The sequence below is a fragment of the Nocardia arthritidis NBRC 100137 genome (assembly GCF_001612765.1).
Classification (GTDB): domain Bacteria; phylum Actinomycetota; class Actinomycetes; order Mycobacteriales; family Mycobacteriaceae; genus Nocardia; species Nocardia arthritidis.
In genome coordinates this window covers 46580-67195 of sequence record NZ_BDBB01000017.1, presented here as the reverse complement: position 1 = coordinate 67195, position 20616 = coordinate 46580, and the positions used below count along the sequence as shown (strand labels likewise).

Annotated in this window: 15 protein-coding genes and 2 pseudogenes; 12 read left to right on the top strand and 5 right to left on the bottom strand. The window is 64.5% G+C overall.

Going from position 1 to position 20616, the window contains the following annotated elements; all coding sequences use genetic code 11:
• Positions 1-355: 355 nt before the first annotated feature.
• The gene (locus NA8_RS35070; RefSeq protein WP_245663821.1) at positions 356-1162 is read left to right on the top strand and encodes a flavin reductase family protein; all 807 of its coding nucleotides are present in this window, start codon (positions 356-358) and stop codon (positions 1160-1162) included.
• Between the two features lie 79 nt (positions 1163-1241).
• Complete coding sequence (gene nicT / locus NA8_RS14015) at positions 1242-2372, top strand: Nickel transporter NicT (RefSeq protein WP_063050823.1); 1131 nt, start codon at positions 1242-1244, stop codon at positions 2370-2372.
• Positions 2373-2531: 159 nt separating this feature from the next.
• Here the strand turns inward: nicT and NA8_RS35525 are convergent, their stop codons facing one another.
• Together NA8_RS35525 and NA8_RS14005 are read right to left on the bottom strand one after the other, a co-directional pair.
• Complete coding sequence (locus tag NA8_RS35525) at positions 2532-3647, bottom strand: DUF6262 family protein (protein ID WP_063050822.1); 1116 nt, start codon at positions 3645-3647, stop codon at positions 2532-2534.
• Between the two features lie 188 nt (positions 3648-3835).
• Positions 3836-4561, bottom strand: a pseudogene (locus NA8_RS14005) (IS256 family transposase); the annotation flags it as partial.
• A 243-nt stretch (positions 4562-4804) separates the two neighbouring features.
• Between NA8_RS14005 and NA8_RS14000 the strand changes: the two are divergent.
• Positions 4805-8074 (top strand): protein kinase domain-containing protein, encoded by a 3270-nt coding sequence (locus NA8_RS14000; protein WP_063050821.1) that lies wholly within the window; start codon positions 4805-4807, stop codon positions 8072-8074.
• A 362-nt stretch (positions 8075-8436) separates the two neighbouring features.
• On the opposite strand, the gene NA8_RS13995 is transcribed toward NA8_RS14000, so the two are convergent.
• Positions 8437-9102: a TetR/AcrR family transcriptional regulator gene (locus tag NA8_RS13995; protein ID WP_063050820.1), complete on the bottom strand. Its 666-nt coding sequence runs from the start codon at positions 9100-9102 to the stop codon at positions 8437-8439.
• 233 nt (positions 9103-9335) lie between these two features.
• Here NA8_RS13995 and NA8_RS13990 point away from each other — a divergent pair, with 233 nt between their 5' ends.
• From NA8_RS13990 to NA8_RS13965, 6 genes are all read left to right on the top strand, one after another.
• Positions 9336-10520: a cytochrome P450 gene (locus NA8_RS13990; protein WP_063050819.1), complete on the top strand. Its 1185-nt coding sequence runs from the start codon at positions 9336-9338 to the stop codon at positions 10518-10520.
• Positions 10521-10533: 13 nt separating this feature from the next.
• Entirely contained in the window at positions 10534-10731 is a 198-nt protein-coding gene (locus tag NA8_RS13985; protein ID WP_040787029.1) for a ferredoxin, read from the top strand.
• Complete coding sequence (locus NA8_RS13980) at positions 10728-11858, top strand: NAD(P)/FAD-dependent oxidoreductase (RefSeq protein ID WP_063050818.1); 1131 nt, start codon at positions 10728-10730, stop codon at positions 11856-11858. Before NA8_RS13985 ends, NA8_RS13980 begins: the two co-directional genes overlap by 4 nt.
• Positions 11859-12092: 234 nt before the next feature.
• Complete coding sequence (locus NA8_RS13975; protein ID WP_063050817.1) at positions 12093-13178, top strand: S-(hydroxymethyl)mycothiol dehydrogenase; 1086 nt, start codon at positions 12093-12095, stop codon at positions 13176-13178.
• Complete coding sequence (locus tag NA8_RS13970; protein WP_063050816.1) at positions 13175-13807, top strand: MBL fold metallo-hydrolase; 633 nt, start codon at positions 13175-13177, stop codon at positions 13805-13807. Before NA8_RS13975 ends, NA8_RS13970 begins: the two co-directional genes overlap by 4 nt.
• Before the next feature lie 464 nt (positions 13808-14271).
• Positions 14272-15369 (top strand): MlaD family protein, encoded by a 1098-nt coding sequence (locus NA8_RS13965; protein ID WP_063050815.1) that lies wholly within the window; start codon positions 14272-14274, stop codon positions 15367-15369.
• Positions 15370-15593: 224 nt separating this feature from the next.
• Here NA8_RS13965 and NA8_RS34680 read toward each other — a convergent pair.
• Both NA8_RS34680 and NA8_RS13955 read right to left on the bottom strand, forming a co-directional pair.
• A pseudogene (locus tag NA8_RS34680) lies at positions 15594-16066 on the bottom strand (fumarylacetoacetate hydrolase family protein).
• A 596-nt stretch (positions 16067-16662) separates the two neighbouring features.
• Positions 16663-18099, bottom strand: a complete 1437-nt coding sequence (locus NA8_RS13955; protein ID WP_063050813.1) for an amidohydrolase family protein — start codon at positions 18097-18099, stop codon at positions 16663-16665.
• Between the two features lie 549 nt (positions 18100-18648).
• Here NA8_RS13955 and NA8_RS13950 point away from each other — a divergent pair.
• The 3 genes from NA8_RS13950 to NA8_RS13940 all read left to right on the top strand — a co-directional run bounded on the left by NA8_RS13950 (position 18649) and on the right by NA8_RS13940 (position 20606).
• Positions 18649-19857 (top strand): MFS transporter, encoded by a 1209-nt coding sequence (locus NA8_RS13950; protein ID WP_245663819.1) that lies wholly within the window; start codon positions 18649-18651, stop codon positions 19855-19857.
• A complete protein-coding gene (locus tag NA8_RS13945; RefSeq protein WP_063050812.1) occupies positions 19817-20239 on the top strand; it encodes a Tn3 family transposase in 423 nt (140 codons plus the stop codon). The genes NA8_RS13950 and NA8_RS13945 overlap by 41 nt, the downstream gene beginning before the upstream one ends.
• A 61-nt stretch (positions 20240-20300) precedes the next feature.
• Entirely contained in the window at positions 20301-20606 is a 306-nt protein-coding gene (locus NA8_RS13940) for a transposase (protein WP_063050811.1), read from the top strand.
• Positions 20607-20616: the final 10 nt, after the last annotated feature.

The following is a 20616-nucleotide window of genomic DNA, read 5'->3' as shown; positions in this document are numbered from 1 at the left end:
CCCCGGCCGAGCAGCTCATGACCGAGTTGCCGCTGGTAGTGGTCGCCAAGAGCTACCCCGCTGACGGTGTGGCGGTGATTCGGTTCCGGCATCGAGACGGGGGCCTACTACCCGAGTGGACACTGGGCGCCCACCTGGATCTCGTCCTTACACCGCACATCACCCGGCAATATTCGTTGGGTGGCGCCCCTGCCGATCGCTCCGAATGGACAATCGGCGTTCTGCGGGAGGCTGAGAGCAACTACTCGTTCATCGCGGGCGGCATCGGCATAACTCCGATCATCACAATGGTTGCGCCCGTGGACCGACTCGGCGCGAATTGGCGCCTGGTGTACAGGGGCGGCGCCGGAGCAGCATGGCACTCGCTGCGGAGTTGAGCGTTGGCCATCCCGACAATGTGATGATTCATCCTCGAGATGAGAAAGGTCTCATCGATCTCGACAGCATTCTCGGGCAGCCACAAGTCGTCGACACTTCGGTGTATGCCTGCGGACCGGCAGCGCTGCTCGACGCCGTTGCCGAGCGGTGCAAGAACTGGCAGCCGGACGCTCTGCATGTCGAACGATTCACTTCGCTGGCGCTCGAGAAGGCGACCACTGGTGGATCATTCGAGGTCACGCTTGCGCGGTCGGGCATGACGCTTACCGTCGCCGGTGAACAGTCCATTCCCGAGGCCGTGACCGAGGCGGGCGTCATAGTGCAATCCTCCTGCAATGACGGGGTGTGCGGAACCCGTGAGACGACTGTTCTCGAAGGTGTCGTGGCCCATAGAGAGTCCCTGTTGAGTCGAGCGGAGAAGGATGCTAACGGCACCATGATGATCTGCGTATCCCGCGCTGACGGTGGCCGGTGGTCCTCGATCTGTAGGTCCGACTGGATTCGTCACGGGGGGCGCCACCGCCATCCCCGCGGGCCGCTCCCACGAGGGCCTGCCAGTGTGCAGGTCATCGGTCCGATGTTCGCGGACCGCGCCCCGCTGCGGCTGGCCGAACTACTCGAAGCAGAGTATCAGCGGCTTCCAGCCACCGAAAATAGGCCCAACGCGTTCATGCCAGCGGCGCGGGCGGCCTCCCACTCCTCCCCCGACAGCAGATGCGCCCGCGGGTCACGTCACCTCGACGAGGTGACTGCGAAGATATTGCGGTACTCGAGGTGTCGATGACACTGTTCCGACAGGCACAGAATGTAGGCGGCACGATCCACCGCTTCCACCGTTAGGTGCTGGAAAGGCCGACCAACCCATGGCTCCGCCCGAAAACCCTTCCCTCACAACGGCTGCCGCCGGTGCCAGATCGCCGCTGCCAGCCGTGCGCTGGGAGCGGCGTGACTGGATCCGCACCGGCGGTCTGTTCGCCACGATCGCCGCCCTGCATGTGATCGCTTTCGGCATCCTCATCGCACTGGTGGTGCCGCATCACTACACCGTCGGCACCCAGGTGTTCGGTCTCGGCCTTGGCGTGACCGCCTATACCCTGGGCATGCGCCACGCCTTCGACGCCGACCACATCGCCGCCATCGACAACACCACCCGCAAACTCATGGCCGACGGCAAACGCCCCGTCTCCGTCGGCTTCTGGTTCGCCCTCGGCCATTCGACTGTGGTCGTGCTGCTGGCTGCGGGTACCGCCGCCGGGGCAAAGCTGGCCACCAGCCTCACTGGCGACGACTCGGCCACCCGCCAGGAGCTGGGCATCGCCTCGACCGTGGTCTCCGGCGGGTTTCTCTATCTGATCGCGGCACTGAACCTGGTGGCGCTCGCCGGGATCTGGCGAGTGTTCAAGGCCATGCGCGCAGGCGAATTCGACGAGCACGAACTCGAGCGGCATCTGGACAACCGGGGGTTCCTCAACCAGATTCTCGGGCGGCTGACCCGCTCGATCACCCGTCCTGGCCAGATGTATCCGGTCGGGTTGCTGTTCGGCATCGGCCTCGATACCGCCACCGAGGTGGCGCTCATGGTGATGGCCGGGTCCGGCGCCGCGGCCGGACTGCCGTGGTACGCGATCATATGCCTGCCGATGCTGTTCGCGGCCGGGATGAGCCTGTTCGACACCCTCGATGGAACGTTCATGAACTTCGCCTACCACTGGGCGTTCTCCAACCCGGTCCGCAAGGTGTATTACAACCTCACCATCACCGGCCTGTCGATCGCGATCGCGTTCCTCATCGGCTCGATCGAATTGATCGGGATCCTGCACGACCAGCTCGACCTGACCGACCCGGTCAGCGCGTGGATCTCCGGGATCGGTTTGAACAACACCGGATTCATCATCGTGGGCGTGTTCGTCGTGGTGTGGGCGGTCGCGCTCACCTACTGGAAGCTGGCTGAGGTCGAACATCGCTGGCGGCCCGAACCCGACAGCATGGACTGACCCTCGCTCCTGGGCGGCCACCCGGCCGCTGGCTCGAGCCGGGCGGCCGTCTCGAAACGATCGTTATCTAGAGCCATCCGCGGTCGCGGACTGCTGACCTGGCTCTGTTAGTTGGGGACGGTGTCGCCAACTAACAGGTGCTCGTGTGATGAGCGTTGGTCAGCAGGGGCCGATCGTTATGGAGTTGCGATGTCGGCTGCGGATCGGTGGTGGCTCAGCGGTTTCCGATCCGCAGCGAATGCCTGCATGTCGTAGTTGTCCCAGCGCTTGGACGAGTTGCTGACGTAGGCGCTGGTTTTCCTCGGTCAGTTCCCGGTTACGGGCGTTGGCGAGTTCCAGGCGGCGGACCAGCGAGGAATCGCTGCTGCGGTGATGTGCCGGTAGCGATGTGGCTGGTGCGCGCCGATTGAGCTCACGAAGTCGCTGGACTTCGTCTCGGATGTCGGGCTGGGAGTAAAGCCAGGACCGCGAGACCTCGGCCGCGACGGCAACCGTCTGAAACGTCACGGCCGCTCCAGCGGCGTCGAGTTCACGGATGGCTCGGATGGCCTTGCTGCGGGCCAGTTCGTGCCGGTGGCGGGCGGTGGAGACAAGATGCCAGGTGTTGTCAGCTCGCATTCGGCGTTCCCTGCGGTGCTTGGTCGTGATCGGTTTCGAGCGCGGTGATGATGCTAAAGCGTTGGCGTGTGGACAGGTCTTCACCAGTGGCAATGAGCAATATCCGTTGGGGAGAGCCTGGGTTGCTCGGCCGACGCGTTGTTTGGCCCAGGCCGCTTCGGCGAGCGGGCCGTCAGGGTCGAGAGTGACTGGCGCTCCGGTGATTCTGACCTTGCGGGCGGCTTCCCAGTGTCGACGGATGGTGGTGTCGGACAGCCGCGCGTAGCGGGCGGTCATCACGTGAGAGTCGTGATCGAGGATGCGCCGGACAACTTGTGGCGGAACGTCGCGGTTGATCAGCTGCGTCCCGAGGGTGTGTCGCCATTGGTGGGGCGTGATCCGGATTCGCTGACCGTGCTCGTCCTGGATGGCGCAGCTGGCGAGCCAGCGTTGCAGGGCGCGGCGGTATGCCGATCCGTCCATCGGCAGTCGGCCATCGAGGTTGTTCCGAGGTCTCTGGAACAGTATCGAAACGCCGTGCGGCCATCGGGTTTTCAACTGTTCCAGGTGTTCGATTATAGCCTGCTCCAGTTCGTCGTCGATCGGCATCAGCGCTTCGCGGCGCATTTTGTGGTTGAAATACCGCAGGTAGGGTGCGCCGTCATGGTCGCGGACCACGCAGTCGACGCCAGCCCGAGCGCGTGATGACCCGGAGCCCGCCGCGCATGAGGATCAGAGTCACCAGCCGATAGACGGGGTTGGTCCAGCGGTCGAGATTGTCGGCGCGCTCGAGTTGCGCAGTGACATAGTCGCTGAGCGCACGGGGCAGCCATTCAGCTTCCTTGGGGTAGCCCTCGGGCAGGGTTCGCGGCCACCAAGCCTGCGTGTGCGTCGGAGGTGACCAGGCGTACTCCGGTCAGGCCGCGGGCGACCAGGTCGCGGAAGAACGCCAGCCAGCCACCGGCGCCGTCCTCGCCGGAGGTGACCTGGATGCCGAGAATTTCGCGGTAGCCCTCGGCGTTGACGCCGGTCGCGATCAGACAGTGCACGTTCACCACCCGCCCGTTCTTCCGCACCTTCAACACCATGGCGTCAGCGGCGACGAACGTGTATGGACCTTGATCCAGCGGCCGGGTGCGGAAGGCTTCGACGTGGGCGTCCAGCTCGCCCGCCATCATCGACACCTGTGATTTGGACAGGCTTGTGATGCCGAGGGATTCGACCAGTTTCTCCATCCTGCGGGTGGACACTACGAGCAGATAGCAGGTGGCGACCACGCTGGTGAGGGCGCGTTTGGCGCGTTTGCGTCGCTCGAGCAGCCAGTCGGGGAAGTAGCTACCCGATCGCAGTTTCGGGATCGCGACGTCCATGGTGCCGACCCGGGTGTCGAAATCACGATGCCGGTAGCCGTTGCGGGAGTTGACCCGCTCGCTGCTTCGTTCACCGTAGTCGGCACCGCACACCGCGTCGGCTTCGGCGCTCATCAACGTCTGGATGAACGTCGACAGCATGGTGCGCCGCAGGTCAGGGCTGGCGACGGCGAGTTGATCGGACAACAGCTTCGACGGGTCGATAGGCTCGACAGAGGTCATCGCGTGAACTTCTCCTTCGTTGAGCTTGGCGGTTCAAGAAGGATCACGCGGTGACCGCCCACTAACCGGCTACGACACGCTCACGCGTTCGCTCCGAAATCGCTGGTACACCACTCTGCCGGACGCAACCCGCCGTTCGCCGATTGCTCAGCCGTATGCCGAGGCATACGCTGGCTATCAGCGAAGATGTTGACGCGCGTGCTACCCGTTGCCGGGAACACGCCAACGGATGGTGTACAGCCGATGAGCGAGGAAGACCCGTTCCGGACGCTCCGTGACGCATCCACGCCTGTCACCGAGGAGCTGAGCGCGGCCGGGTTCGCCGATGCCGAAGAGATCGGACGTGGTGGGTTCGGTGTGGTCTATCGCTGCACCCAGTCCGAGCTGGACCGGACGGTGGCGGTGAAGATCCTCGCCGCCGAACCGGACGAGGAGAATCGGGAGCGGTTCTTCCGGGAACAGCGGGCGATGGGCCGACTGACCGGCCATCCCAACATCGTCACGGTCCTGGAGGTCGGTGTCACCGCGAGCGGGCGCCCGTTTCTGGTGATGCCATATCACCCGTTGGACTCGCTGGATGCAAGGATCCGCGGGCAAGGCCCGCTGCCGACCGAAACCGTATTGTGGATCGGGATTAAGATCGCCGGGGCGCTGGCGACCGCGCACCGGTTGGGCATCGTGCATCGGGACGTGAAACCCGCAAACATCTTGTTCACCGATTACGGCGAGCCCGCATTGACCGACTTCGGCATCGCACGCATACCTGGGGGTTTCCAGACAAGCGCGGGTATCGTGACTGGGTCGCCGGCGTTCACCGCCCCGGAGGTGCTCGAGGGCGAGGCTCCTACCCCGGCCGCAGACGTCTATGGGCTGGGTGCCACCCTGTTCTGCGCGTTGACGGGGCATGCGGCGTTCGAACGGCGCAGCGGGGAGAAGGTGGTCACCCAGTTTCTGCGCATCACCACCGAACCGGTACCGGACCTGCGTGAGCAAGACATCGCCGATGACGTGTCCGCCGTGGTGTCAACGGCGATGAGCCGCGACCCTAGCGAGCGGCCCTCCGCAGCAGCACTCGGGGAGGCGATCCGGCAGGCGCAGCGCTGCCATGGGTTCGCGGTCGAGGAGATGGCACTACACACCGACCCGGCTCGCGAGCACCGCGGTCCGATGCCGCAGCCGCAGGAGTGGCGCCCGCCAGCGGCACCGGTGGTGGTTCGGCGCGGCGCTCTGCCACTCGAGTTGACCAGTTTCGTCGACCGCCGCACCGAGGTGGCGAAGGTGAGGAATCTGCTGTCCTCGGCCCGGCTGGTGACGCTGACCGGGGTCGGCGGGGTCGGCAAGACCCGGCTGGCGCTGCGGGCTGTGGCGAGCATGCGCCAGAAGTTCGCCGACGGGGTGTGGCTGGTCGAGCTGGACGACGTCTCCGACCCGTCGCTGCTGATCGACGTGGTGGCAGCCTCCCTTGGCCTGCGCGACGTGTCCGTGCGACCGTTGCTGGAGGTGGTGGCCGAGTTCCTGTCCGCGCGGGAATTGTTGCTGGTGCTGGACAACTGCGAGCAGTTGGCGGCCGCGGTGGCGAAGCTGGTCGAAACCTGGCTGCGGGCCTGCCCACACCTGCGGATCCTGGCCACGAGCCGCGAACCTCTGAACATCGGCGGAGAGGCGGTGTTGCGGGTGCCATCGCTGATGGTGCCGGACCTGGATCGTCAGCCGTCACCGCGCGAACTGCCACGGTACGACGCGGTCACATTGTTTGCCGAGCGCGCGACCACGGTGGTGCCGGGTTTTGAACTCTCGGAGGCCGACAAGGCCATCGCGGCCCGGATCTGCGCCCGGCTGGACGGACTACCCCTGGCGATCGAGTTCGCCGCGGCCCGGGTGCGCGCGATGTCTCCCGAGCAGATCCTTCAGCGCCTCGACGACCGATTCGCGCTGCTGACCCGCGCCAACCGCACCGCGCCCACCCGGCAGCAAACCCTGCGATGGTGCATCGACTGGAGTTACGAATTGTGCACCCCGGCCGAGCAGCGGATGTGGGCGCGGCTGTCGGTATTCGCCGGCGGCTTCGAATTAGACGCCGCCGAACAGATCTGCGGCGCCGATCCGGCGCCGGACAGCCCGCTCGATGTGCTGTCCTCGCTGGTGGACAAGTCGATACTGATCCGCAGCGAGTCCAATGGAGTGGTGCGGTTCCAGATGCTGGAGACGGTGCGCGACTACGGCCGGCAGAAACTGCGGAACTCCGGCGAGGATCAGCAGGTACGGCACCGGCACCGCGACTGGTACCAGCGGCTGGTACTGGACGCCGAGGACGGCTGGATCAGCGACCGGCAATTGGACTGGATCGCCCGACTCGACCGCGAGCAACCCAACCTTCGCGTGGCACTTGAATACTGCCTGAGCCAGGATGGCCAGGAGGCGGCAGTAGCCGGCCTGCGCACCGCGAGCGGACTATTGGTTTTCTGGATGTTCCGAGGTCTGGTCGGTGAAGGTCGACGCTGGCTCGACCGCATTCTTGCCCGTCCGTGCGCCCGCTCGGTACCCGACCGCGTCAAGGCGCTGCACGCCAGCACCGTGCTGGCGACGATGCAGGACGACCGCCAGGCGGCGACTGCCTTGGTGGAGGAGGTGCACGCGCTCGCCGAACAGGCTCCCACCCCCGTGAACAAGGCGCTCGCCGCCTACGCCGATGGTATCCTAGCCCTGGATCTTGGAGATCTTGCTCGCGCATCCTGTTCCCTCGAACGTGCTGTCGAGGTGTTCGGTGCGAATCGGCCAGTCTTCCTGCGCATTGCTGCACTCTCCCTGCTTGGTTGGGTACAGGCCATGCACGGCGATACACAACGGGCGCTGGAGATCAACAGGCAATTACTTTCGCTCACCGAAGCGTGCAGCGAAACGGGCTTCCGGTCGGCCGCACTGTGGGGTCTCGGCGTTACGGCGTGGCAGCAGGGCGAGCGGCAACAGGCACGAAAGTTGCTCGAGGAAGCATTGCGGGTCAACCGGAAGGTACGCAACCCAATCATCGCTGCCTTCGGGCTCGAGGCGCTGGCCTGGACCGTCGACGCTGACAGTGCCGCCGAACGCGGGGCCGTACTGATGGGAGCTGCCGAGCAATTGTGGCGGTCCGTGGGCAGCCTCGAGCGCATCCTCCCGGGACGATCGCACTATCACGAGGACTGCGACCGGATGGCGCGTGTCTCCCTCGGTGCCCGCAGGTTCGAGGCGGCATTCCGGCGCGGCCAGGCGATGGGGATGGACGCCGCACTGAGATACGCTCTCGTGGAGCAGCCCACAAACACCACTTCCACTTCAGGTCCGTCCGTGGAGCTGACCAAGCGGGAGCGGCAGGTCGCAGACCTCATCGCGCAAGGCCTCACCAACAAACAGATCGCCGCCAAACTGGTGATCTCCCAACGCACCGCCGATGGCCACGTGGAGCACATCCTCACCAAACTCGGATTCACCTCCCGCACACAGATCGCGGCCTGGACAGCGCAAGACGCCGAATGAACCAGCCTGGGTCGGATAAGGACGACTGCTTCCAAACAGCCTCCGGGACCGGATTGAGGTTCGCCCGCTGATCCGGAGAGCGGATTATCTGGTTCCGGCTGGAACCCGGTCATGGTAGCTGGCACCTCTGTTGAGTCAGACCCGCGGTCGGTATCGGGCCGGGGCGCAAACCCCCGGTGAGCCAGCCCGAACGGGCGGCAGGAACCTCACGAGCCAGCCCCGACTCGACATCTCCGGCAGACTACGGCCGGTGATCATCCAGCCCGCCAACCGGTGACACCTATACAAGCCGTGAACCTCAGTCTGCACAGCTGCGAACCCATACACCTGACGGAGGGTTTCTGCATCTCACTGGTGCAACTTCATCGCCTGCGACTATCCAGCATTGCTTGCGCGGCGGTGTCCACATCGAGGGCGGGGTCGAGTTGAGCGGCAGCACGCAGCCCGGCGACCACCATCGGGATCAGGGCATCGATCATGGATTCGATGTCGAAGGGTTCTCCGTTCTGTAGCCAGTAGAGGGTCGCCTCATCGATCGCACCAGTGGCAGACCGCATCATCATGCGCAGGGCGGGAATTTGAGGGTCGAGTCCCAACAGGGTGGTCCACCCCTCGATCGTCCGCCATCGACCCGCTTCGAAAGCCTCGAACGCCTCGGGATCAGCGCTTCGTCCGCCGAGAACCAACCGGAGCGCGAGCCCGCGGTGTGCGGCGAGATAACTGAGGTGAGCGCGAAATCCCGCGCGGATCTGCTGGACGATAGGAAGCTCGGGATCGAGCCCCTGAGCTTGCACGATCCGGTCGGAGGCATCCCGTAAGGCCGCCAGATAGATGCCACGCTTGTTGCCGAAGTAATGGAACAGCAGTCCATGGGCCACCCCGGCGGCTTTAGCGATGTCGGCCACGGCCACCTCGTCGTAGCTGTGTTCGGAGAACACGTCGACTGCGGCGTCGATGAGGCGCTGGCGGGTCTCGGCGGCCTGCGCAGCACGCATGGTCGTGCGCCCCTTCCCGGTTGTCGCGGTCATCGGTGTCCCTCCTGTTGCCTGCCGATCGCCTCCTCCGATACTGGGCCGCCCCCGCGGGAAACACAAGTTGATTTCATGTCATTGACATTAAGTCAATCAAATGGCTAGCCTGAGATGCAGGCCACAGCTCGGCCCGACGATCCAGTCGCCTGAATCCAGTTCGAGGCGGGATTCGGCCGGGGCGATCCGGTGATGAGTCAACGACGGACGATCGTTGGTGTTGAGGAGTTTCGATGCGTAAGACTGCTGGTGTCCCCGTTTACCAGCCGGACCTGTATTCGCGGCAGGCAATCATGGACCCGTATCCGCACTACGCCCGGATGCGCGAGTTGGGTCCGGTCGTGTGGTTGGCAAGGCAGCGGGCATACGCGTTACCGCGCTATGCCGAGTGCAAGGCTGTCCTACTCGCTGACGACACTTTCATCTCCGGCGAGGGCGTCGGACTGAATCCTGTCGCCAACCGGCTTTCGCGTGGCACCACCCTCAACAGTGACGGCGAAGACCACAGCCGGCGTCGTGCGCTATTAGGCCGACGGTTGACCCCCAAGGCGCTGCGCTCGATGCGTGAGACGGTCGAGCGGCAAGCGGTCGCGGCCGTCGAAGCTGCTATAGCACGGGGCCGGATCGACGGCGTCGAATTGGCTACCACTCTGCCGATGTCGGTCGTACCCGATTTGATCGGATGGCCACAGCACGGTCGTGAGCACTTATTGCGTTGGGCTGGAGCTACTTTCGACTCACTCGGGCCGATCAACAACCAATCGATCCGAACCGCTCCGGCCAGCATCGAGATGATGCGGTTTACCCGCCGCCTCGCTCGCGACCGGCAGCTGCTGCCCGGCAGCGCGGGTGCGGAAATCCTCCAGGCCGCCGATGAAGGCAAGATCGCGCACAACGAGTGCCCGGTCATGCTGATCGACTTTCTCGCACCCTCACTGGACACCACGATCAGCGCGATCTCCAGCGCCCTGTACCTGTTCGCCGCCCATCCGCACCAGTGGCAGCTACTGCGGTCCGACCCCACGATGATCGCCAATGCGGTGAATGAGGTGGTGCGCTACGAGTCACCGCTGCGGGCGTTTTCTCGCAAGACAATTCGTGACGTCGCCCTGGCGGGGGTCACCATTCCGGTGGGCGCACGCGTGGTGGTGATGTATTCCTCGGCGAACCGGGATCCACTCGAGTGGGATTCTCCCGACACTTTCGATATCCGCCGCGACGCATCCCGCCAACTGGGATTCGGACACGGCACCCACGGCTGCGCAGGCCAGGGCCTGGCCCGGCTGGAAACCCAGGCCATCCTCGCCGCACTGCTCCAGCGCGTGGAACGCATCGAGATCACCGGACGACCGCAATGGGTGATGAACAACATCATCCACCGCTTCGAAACCCTTCCCCTGCAACTCATTCCCGCCTGAAGGACGAATCGCAATGAAGATCTCCGTCGACTACCTTCGCTGCGAAGGCCATGGCATGTGCGCCGAGCAGGCCCCCGCAGTGTTCGAGCTCGATGACGCAGGCGAATTGACTTACCGATTCGAGGGCGGTGACGTCCCCGAAGAGCACGTCACCGCCGCGCGCGCAGCCATCAGTTCCTGCCCGGTAGCGATCCTGCGAGAGCAGTCATGACCTCCCCCCGCTCGATCGTCGTCGTCGGCGAGTCCATCGCCGGGATCACCGCGGCCCGCGAATTACGCACCCTGGGACACACCGGTCGCCTGACCATAATCGGCGCCGACGAACTCGGCGGCTATTCGCGACCACCATTGTCCAAGGCGGTCCTGCACGACCCGGCCGCCGAGGGCTCTCTGCCGTATCGGCTCGACGGCCTAGAGATAGATCTCCTCCGCGAAGCCGCCGTCAGCACCGATTTCGATGCCCGCACCGTCACCACCGCAACCGGCCGCACCCTCGCATATGATGCGCTCATCGCCGCAACCGGCGCCGACGCACGGCGGCTGGCCACCGGTGGTCAGACCGGTGAACTGGTCCTTCGGACACTCGAGGACGCGCGGACGTTGCGAGCCAGGCTCGCGACCGCCACCTCGGCGATCGTGGTCGGCGCCGGGTTCCTGGGAATGGAGGTCGCCAGCGCGTGCGTCGCTCGCGGCGTCGCGGTCACCGTGATCGACGTCGACCCTCCGTTGCGGCGAATTCTCGGGCCTTTCCTCTCCGACGCCGTACGCGCACGGGCCGAAGAACACGGCGTCCGGATAGTGCACACTTCCCGGTTGGTCACACTCGCAGACGATCCGGTCTGCGGTGTCATTCTCGGCGATGGATCGGTATCGACCGCCGACCTCGTGGTCACCTGCGCCGGGGAGGTACCGAATACCTCGTGGCTCGATGGTTCCGGCGTAGCCGACGAACGCGGCATTGGTATCGATCACCTGTGCGCAACAGCAATGGCCGGGGTCTACGCGGCCGGCGATGTCACCTACTCGATCCGCGACGGCCTACGGGCCCCGTTCTGGTCCAACGCTGTCGCACAAGGCAAGGTCGCCGCCGCCTCGGCCCTCGGGCTCGCAGCTTCCACGTCCGCCACCGACGACTACTTCTGGACCGAAATCCTGGGGGTTTCTATCAAAATCGTTGGGCCGCTGCCACTCGTCGGCGAACCGACCAGTGTAGAGGGCAGCATCACGGACGGAGCCGCTCTGCTCACCTGGAAACAGGCCGACAGGCGGCCGACGGTTGTCGCTTACGGAATCAGGAAATCCGTCGCCGCATTGAGGAAGATGACTGGCTCCATATAGCCCTGCGGCAGCGCATCGAGGAATGGCAGATGAGCTGGCGGATTCGACCGGCCTCGTCGATGTCCCGAACTTGGGCAGCAGGTCCTCGGCCACGTCTTCCCGCCGTCATCACAGCTCTGCTCGTCCTCGCGTATCTGATGACACTGTCCGGCGCCACCCGATGAGTGCCGGATGAATCCCGGTCGCTCGTCGACCGGCGCATGCTTGCCAGCTCCGTGAAGAAAAGGAAACCAAATGCCTCAGAAGGTGCGCGGCGTCATCGCTCGTGCGAAAGGAGCTCCCGTCGAGTTCACCGACATCATCATTCCCGACCCAGGCGCCGGTGAGGTCGTCGTCGCGATCGCCGCGTGCGGGGTGTGCCATACAGATCTGAGCTACCGGGAGGGCGGGATCAACGATGAGTTCCCGTTCCTGCTCGGGCACGAAGCCGCCGGCACCGTCGAAACCGTCGGGGCGGGTGTGGATTCGGTGCGACCCGGCGACTTCGTCATCTTGAACTGGCGCGCGGTCTGCGGTCAGTGCCGCGCCTGCAAGCGCGGGCGTCCCCAGTACTGCTTCAGCACGTTCAACGCCGGCCAGCCCATGACGCTCGAGGATGGCACGAAGCTCACCCCAGCGCTCGGGATCGGGGCGTTCGCGCAGAAGACGCTGGTACACGCCGGGCAATGTACGAAAGTCGACCCCACCGCCGACCCTGCCGTCGTCGGACTGCTCGGTTGCGGCGTGATGGCGGGATTGGGTGCCGCGGTGAACACCGGCAACGTAGGCCGTGGCGATTCCGTCACAGTCATCGGCTGCGGCGGTGTAGGCGACGCCGCGATCGTGGGGTCACGCCTGGTCGGTGCGTCGAAGATCATCGCCGTGGACCGTGATCGACGAAAGCTCGCCTGGGCCAGAGACCTTGGTGCCACACATACCATTGATGCGTCGCATGTCGACGTAGTCGCCGCCGTGCAGGAACTCACCGACGGGTACGGCACCGATGTCGTCATCGATGCGGTCGGTCGCCCCGAGACGTGGAAGCAGGCATTCTATGCCCGCGACTTGGCCGGCACCGTGGTACTCGTCGGTGTGCCGAACCCCGACATGCGGCTCGATATGCCACTGCTGGACGTGTTCTCCCACGGTGGCGCGTTGAAGTCGTCCTGGTACGGCGACTGCCTACCCGAACGAGACTTTCCGGCACTGGTAGATCTCTACCAGCAAGGCAGGCTACCGCTGGAAAAGTTCGTCACCGAGCGCATCGAGATCGACCAGGTCGAGGCGGCCTTCCAGAGGATGCGCACCGGTGATGTGCTCCGTTCGGTGGTCATCCTGTGAGCGGGGGGCTCCGTATCGACCGCGTGGTGACCAGCGGCACCTTCGAACTCGACGGCGGTGTGTGGGAGGTCGACAACAATGTGTGGGTGATCGGTAACGGCGAAGAGGTCATCGTCGTCGACGCCGCCCACGATGCCGAAGCGATCATTCAAACAGTAGGCAATCGCAACGTCGTCGCGGTGATCTGCACTCACGGCCACAACGATCACATCACCTTCGCGCCCCAGCTCGGCGAAAAACTCTATGCACCAGTGCTTTTGCATCCCGCAGACCAAACCCTCTGGGACATGAGTCACCCCGGACAGCGCTACTGGGCTGCCACCGACTCGCTACGTATCGCGATCGCTGGGACAACCGTCGAGGTAATCCACACTCCCGGACACTCCCCCGGCTCCATCTGCCTGCACCTACCCGAGGCCAAAGCCCTGTTCTCCGGAGACACTCTTTTCTCCGGAGGGCCAGGCGCGACCGGCAGCTCCTTCTCCGACTTCCCCACCATCATCGGTTCGATACAGCAGCGACTGTTGGCCCTACCAGAAGACACCCGGGTGTACGCCGGTCACGGTGACGGCACCACCATAGGCATCGAAGCACCGCAACTGCCTCAGTGGATCGAGCGGGGGTTCTGAGCTGCGCCGCGACCGGCGCGTTTATCGGGGATGCGAGCATTGCCAGCCAATTCTGATTTCGGACACATCGTTGCCGGAACTGTGTACAGTGGCACCGACGACGCCGAGAAGGGCCGGCGTCTTCGCCATATGCCGCGCCGACCGACGGTTTGTAGGCGCAGCCGGGCTTCCGGCTTCCTACTGGTGGCGACAATGCAAGGAAGGTCCCCGATGGAAATCGTTGTCTTACGCGCGTCGTTTGCGGTCGTTTGCGCGGCAATTGCCGCGCGTCTGATTGCCGCGCCGTCCGAGCGTCGTGCAGCCCGCTGAGACGCGATGAATTGCCGTGGGTGGCCGGCATGGCGATAGGTATCGACAACCAGTTTCCGGGAGTCGCAACCAAACCCCGCCCAGCCCACGATCGTAAACCACGTTATTCGTCTGACAGAGAGGTCGCGCATCATGCGAGACCACAGGGGATATCCATGCTGACATTCGCTGCCCGGACAAAGTGCAACGCGGTCAAGGCATTCGCCATCGGCGTCGCAGCGCTCACGGTGAGCGGCTGCTCGCTGCTGCCGCACGTGGGTGATGAACCAACGCGCATCACCGCCGACTTCGACAATATCGCCGGCGTCTATGTAGGCAATCCCGTTACGGTGCTCGGGCTCGAGGTCGGCAGGGTCGAGAGAATCGTAGCGAAGAGCACCCTCATCGAGGTGTATCTGTCGATCAAGTCTGATGTGAAGATCCCAAAAGACGCGATGGCTGTATTGATCTCGCCGTCCATCGTCACCGACCGCCACATCGAGCTCACCCCCGTCTACACCCATGGCGAGACGCTCGCCGACGGTGCCCACCTGCCGAAGTCGCGGACCAAGACTCCCATAGAGCTCGACACGCTCATCCAAACCATTGATCAGTTCACCGCCGCGCTGAAGCCGCAAGACGAGATGGAAGGGCCCGGCCCGCTGTCGGGCCGAGTGCTGCACCCGCTTCTCGAAGGCAACGGCACGAAGATCCGTGACACTCTCCAGGCGCTGTCGAGCGCACTGAAGGTCGGCACCGACAACAAGGACGCGGTCTCGAATATCATCATCAGACTGAACGAACTCACCTCGATACTCGCGGAAAACGACCGCGCGGTGCGGGATTTCAGTGACAAAGTGACCCAGATGAACGGGTTGCTCGCCGAGCAGACGCCCGGTCTACAGGCTACGCTGGACCAGCTCAGCGCCTTCCTTGCCAACACCTCAGGCACATTCGGGCAGTACCAGCACCAACTGGCGGACACCCTGTCCGGACTGACGACGGTGACCGACCAGCTCCGCGCCAATGCCCACGGCCTCACCGAGGTTGTCGACCTGACACCCATGGTGTTTCAGAACATCGACAACCTGATCGACCGACAGCACGGACATGCCCGTGTAAAAATGATGCTCTTCACCGCCCTCAACGGTGAAATAGTCAGCCTGTTCTGCGAGCGAATCCAGATGAAAGCCGACGGCTGCCGTACCGGAAACATGCAGGATTTCGGTCCCGACTACGGACTCACCGCCGCACTGCTCGGACTGACGAAATAGATGCGTCGCGACCTCAGCCCTTCCGCGTTCGGACATCGATCGAAAGAGTGCTCGATAGTCCACAGCGCGTGCCGACCGGTATCGCTCGCGACTGCGCGTTCGGGTTGCCAACATCGAGTCGGGTACAAAAGCCCAGTTCAGCGAACCCCAGCAGATGTGATGATGGGTGCAGTCCGCGACGGCGTTGGCAGTAGGTGCAGAAGTACCGTCTCGCTGGCGGAGCGTCAAACCACCGGGTTGCTCAATGTGCCCAGGCCTTCGATTTCGACGTCCACCGTATCCCCATTTTTCAACCACGTGGGAGGCGTGCGTGCGAAGCCGACGCCGTGCGGGGTGCCGGTCAACAGACCGTTCCGGGGCGCAGCGTCATCGTGCTGCTGAGGTTCTCGATCAGCGTGGGCACATCGAAGATCATGTCGGCAGTCGTCCAGTCCTGCATGACCTGGCTGTTGACCGTCGTCTTGAGCTTCAGTGCATTCGGATTCGCGATCTCGTCGCTGGTTACGATGGTAGGACCCAGCGGGCAGAAACCATCGAAGCTCTTGCCGCGGGCGAACTGTCCGCCGCCCAATCGCTTCTCGCGTTGCCAGTCCCTGGCGGATACGTCATTGGCGATCGTGTAGCCGAAGACGTACTGCAGCGCTAGGTCCTTGCACGTCTTGCCGATGACCACTGCCAGTTCGCCCTCGAAATCGATCTGACTGCTCAGCCGAGAGATCCTGATCGGATCGCCCGGATTGTTCAGCGTTGCTCGACTTGATGAACAACACCGGCAGTTCAGGGATGGTAGAGCCGCCTTCTTCAGCGTGCTTGCGGTAGTTCAAGCCGATGCAGAGGATATCCGTCGGCACAATCGGGGCCCCGCATGCGCCAAGGAAGATCACGCATCCCATGGCGACTACCATTAGTCGGTATCCCCCGGTGCCGCTGCCCTCGGCGGCCAAGGATATTGGTGAGGTAGTACAACAGGACGAGCCCGGGAACGACCGCATAGGTTGCGGTGGTCAGGGATCCGCTCCCGTAGCCGATGCGTTCGGTCATGGACCGAGGCTGAACCCCTCCTGGTGCCAGGAACCGGGTGTGTTCACGGCATGACCTGCATTGCGCCGGGCGTCGATCATCGTTGAAATTTCAGCTCCGGTATCGGGCTCAAGTAAGCATGAACCACAGTGGAAGTGGAACTCGCCGGTATGACGCGGCCAGGGCAGGCTGGTATCGCCGACCGGCGCAGTGCCGTTCCCCGGTATTCAAACACCGGTCGCGCGGATTCGACGCCCATGTCGAGAGATAGCCTCAACGGTCCTGTGAAGGGCTTTCATGCGATGTCAGCGCATCGTGCGCCGATCCACGCGCTTGCTGCCGTAACTGCCGACGCACCACGTGCCCCACCACGCGCCGTCGAATGCGCGCGACACGGCCAGTTGCGTTGATCTGGTCGATGAAACGTTCACCCGACCGTTGCAGTGCCTCCATGATTTCGTCCACAGGACAGTCCACGAGCTGGTGGTGGCGTTTGCGCCAGCGTCCTGCGATCATGACCGCTTCGATGTTGCCGACGTTGGCATGCAGCGCCGCGGCAATCGGATCGTGGAGCGGCCACAGGTTGAGCGCACGCGTGTCGATCACAACGAGATCGGCCTGCATGCCCACCTCGATGCGACCGGTCCGGTCGGCCATGCCCAGCGCGCGCGCACCCTCCACGGTCGCCCACGCCAGCGCCTGCTTCACACCGAGCGAGACCACCGGCGCACCCAGGCCGGTCTTTGCGTGCGCCTGCTCATGCGCGAGGCCGCGCTGGCGTGCCAACACCATCCGCGCGGCGACCAACATTTCCCCCGGCGCGACGATTTCGGTGTCGGTACCCAGCGACGGTGCCGCGCCCAGGCTCAGCAGCTGATCGGTCACTCGCGCGCAATGACCCTGGCCCAGTTCGTTTTCCGGCGTCGTTGTGAAACTGACCCCGGCCTCGACCAACCGTCTCACCCAAGCAGTAATCAACCCCGTGCCATGCACGATGTTGGTCAAGGGCCCCCACAAGCCGGCGGCGCTGACGGCCTGCCAGCCCGGACCGGGCGGACCGGCGCTCTGATGCATCGACGCCAACAATCCACGTTCGGCAGCTGCACGCAGATCCGCGACCGCAACTTCGGGTTTCGATAATTGCGGGCCCGCCACGGCCATCCCCAGTGAGAGCAACTCGCTCGTGGCGATCGCTCCGCCGAGCAGGCGGTCGATCTCCCGGGTGTCGTGCACCCGATCGCGCAGCCCGTGCGGAGTGCCATGCAGCAACACCGCCCGGATGCCCGCCTGCTGCAACGCGTCGATCGCCGCGTCCGCGTGGTCCGGTGTCACGCAATTGTGGGACCAATCGCCGATGGTCGTCACACCACCGTCGATCTGGTTGAGGGCCCCGGCGAACGTCCCGATATGGATGTCCTGCGGGCGAAAGTGTCGCGCAGCAACTCCGTGAGCGTGGGCAAGATATTCCGGCAGAGACCAGTCCGCGCCCGCGAAACGCATCGCCGTCTGCCAGGAGTGCAGGTGAGCGTTGACAAGCCCAGGAATGATGATTCGGCCCGCGAACTCGACGACGTCAGCACCCCGGGGGTCGAGCCGATCACCGATCTCGGTGATCCGGTCGCCGTCGACGAGGATGTCGACCTCCTCGACGTCGGGACGATCCAGCGCCATGGTGATCACCTGCGCACCGCGCAACAGTGTGCGGCTCATTCGTTTCTCCCGTCACCCGTGAGGGCAAATCAGCGGACAGGCCGAAAGGGCATGCGGTCGGCGCAGACGTCGGTACGCCCCCGTCGTGGCTCGACAAGGGGCTCGCGCGTCGGGCCGACACAGATCGGCGACCGGCGAAGGGTGAACCATCCTCACGCTCAAAGGTCGAGCGATCATGCGAATAATACGGATACAGTGTGACCGATATTTCACCGCGGTGTCAAGCAACTCGCTCACCCGCCCTCGACACCCGCAAGAGTATCGGCAACGCTGTAACCACTACGAGCGACCAACTCGCCCGCGACATCCAGCCCAACTCGCGATTCGTCGTGGTGGACGGCATGAAGGTGCACTACAAGCGCACCGGAACAGGTCCGACTGCGCTTGGACTACACGGCCGCGCGTCCTCGCTGCACGGAGTGGAGGCCGCTGCTACGGTGCTTTACTGATCTGCGTATCGTAAGTGACGATATAGTCAGAATTGCGGTGGGTGTTGGAGCTTCCGATTGAGCTCGGCAGCGACGCGAAATCGGAGATCGAGGAGGAGACGTGGACGAAACCATGGCGAGTGCGCCTGGTGGTCCGAGCCCAGTTCTGGCCCGGCGCGCGGGTACCAACGGCATCCTGACGGCAATGTGCACCTGCCTGGTGCTCGTGGTCGCGTCGGTATCGGCGCTCAATCTGGCCATGCCGGAGCTCGCGGTGGATCTGTCGGCCTCGACCACATCGCTGACCTGGATCGCGGACGCTTACACGGTCGCGCTGGCCACGCTGGTATTGCCGATCGGTGCGCTCGGCGACAAGTTCGGCCGACGCGATGTCCTGATCGGCGGCACGATGGTCTTCGCGATCGGTTCGGCTGCCGCCGCGTTCGCCGATTCGACGACCACCCTGATCGCCTGGCGCGCGGTCATGGGCATCGGCGCCGCGGTGATCATGCCGGGCACGCTGTCGACCATCACCGCGGCGTTTCCAGCCGAACGGCGCAACCACGGCGTCGCGATCTGGTCCGGATTCGCTGCCGCGGGCGCGATCCTCGGCATGCTCGCCGCCGGGTTGTTGCTCGAAGTATGGAGTTGGCGTTCGATCTTCGTGGCCAGCGCGATCATGGCGGTGGTCGGTGGGCTGCTGGCATTGCTCCTGGCGCCCAACACCCGCGACGAGGAAGGCCACCCACTCGATCACCTCGGCGCGTACACGAGCGCCGTCGCGATCGGCGCGCTCGTCTACGGCATCATCGAAGGCAGCGAAGCCGGATGGACCAGCGCTCGGGTGGTGGGAAGCTTCGCTGTTTCCGCAGCGGCGCTAGCGCTGTACGCCGTACTCGGGTTCCGCAACAAGCACGCGCTGCTCGATCCACGCCTGTTCGGCATTCCCGGGTTTCGCGCCGGAGCGGTCACCGTTCTCGTCCAGTTCCTCGCCATATTCGGCTTCTTCTTCGTCGGGCTGCAATATCTGCAGTTGATCCTCGGCTACAGCGCGCTGAAGAGCGCGATCGCGCTGGTTCCCATCGCGGTGGTGGTCATGCCGGACGGTGGCCTGGCGCAAGGTGTTGCGGCACAAGGAACGGCCGGGGATGCTCGCGCGCCGGCATCTGGAGGTGTGCGTCTTCTCCCACCTGGCCGCCGAGCTGCGCTCGGGAGATATCGCGGTGGCCGGGTCGGACTCCTACGCCGACCTGGTTGCGCAGCTGATGTCGTGGGAGGAGTGCGCGCCGATGGCGGCGCAGTTCTGCGAGCAGGCCGGCATCCCGACTGATGCGGGTGAGCTGGTCTCCTTTTGCCGTCGGCTGCTCGCGGACACCGCCGCGAAGGTGGACGCAGGCTATCCAGCCAACACCGACTTGGTGCTCGAGGAAGGCAGGCCGATACTCAAGCGCCGCAAGGGTGCCGACCGGAGACTGTCCGCGCTGGCGCTGGAGACCGCGATCCACCAGCGGCTACCCGAGCGCAGCTTGCTCGACATCCTCACTCGCGCCGCGTATTTGACCGGCTGGCATCACCACCTCGGGCCGGCGTCGGGGTCGGACCCGAAGATCCGCGGCGACGCGCTGGGCCGGTATGTGCTCACCGCCTACGCCAATGGCGCGAACCTCGGCGTCGCCGAGGTCGCCCGGCACATGCGGGGAAAGGTCAGCTGAGCTTCCCCCGCTTTCTCGGAGGGCTCCGAGCATGGTCCGATAGGGCCGGAAGGAGTCATTCGTGGCAGCACCGAAGAAGTATCCGGACGAGTTGAAGGCGCGGGCGGTCCGGTTGTACCGGGAGTCGGACCCGAAGCCGGTGATCCGGAAGTTGGCCGAGCAGTTGGGGGTTCATCATGAGGCCCTGCGCAACTGGATTCGCCAGGACGAGGCCGACCGGGGCGAGCGGGACGACCGTCCCACGACCGAGATGCTCGAGGAGAATCTGCGGCTGCGCAAGCGGATGGCCGAACTGGAACGGGTCAAGGCCGTATTGCGTGATGCGAGTGCGTATTTCGCCTCCGAGCTCGGCCAGACCCGGAGGTGATCATGGCGTT

What these genes read in the sequence shown, in the direction of transcription:
- NA8_RS13980 (WP_063050818.1), top strand. Translation starts at nt 10,728, where the DNA reads ATGACCTCCCCCCGCTCGATCGTCGTCGTCGGCGAGTCCATCGCCGGG.
- NA8_RS13990 (WP_063050819.1), top strand. Translation starts at nt 9,336, where the DNA reads ATGCGTAAGACTGCTGGTGTCCCCGTTTACCAGCCGGACCTGTATTCG.
- NA8_RS13995 (WP_063050820.1), bottom strand. Translation starts at nt 9,102, where the DNA reads ATGACCGCGACAACCGGGAAGGGGCGCACGACCATGCGTGCTGCGCAG.
- NA8_RS13945 (WP_063050812.1), top strand. Translation starts at nt 19,817, where the DNA reads ATGGCGGCGCAGTTCTGCGAGCAGGCCGGCATCCCGACTGATGCGGGT.
- NA8_RS35070 (WP_245663821.1), top strand. Translation starts at nt 356, where the DNA reads ATGGCACTCGCTGCGGAGTTGAGCGTTGGCCATCCCGACAATGTGATG.
- NA8_RS14000 (WP_063050821.1), top strand. Translation starts at nt 4,805, where the DNA reads ATGAGCGAGGAAGACCCGTTCCGGACGCTCCGTGACGCATCCACGCCT.
- NA8_RS13975 (WP_063050817.1), top strand. Translation starts at nt 12,093, where the DNA reads ATGCCTCAGAAGGTGCGCGGCGTCATCGCTCGTGCGAAAGGAGCTCCC.
- NA8_RS13985 (WP_040787029.1), top strand. Translation starts at nt 10,534, where the DNA reads ATGAAGATCTCCGTCGACTACCTTCGCTGCGAAGGCCATGGCATGTGC.
- NA8_RS13965 (WP_063050815.1), top strand. Translation starts at nt 14,272, where the DNA reads ATGCTGACATTCGCTGCCCGGACAAAGTGCAACGCGGTCAAGGCATTC.
- nicT (WP_063050823.1), top strand. Translation starts at nt 1,242, where the DNA reads ATGGCTCCGCCCGAAAACCCTTCCCTCACAACGGCTGCCGCCGGTGCC.
- NA8_RS13955 (WP_063050813.1), bottom strand. Translation starts at nt 18,099, where the DNA reads ATGAGCCGCACACTGTTGCGCGGTGCGCAGGTGATCACCATGGCGCTG.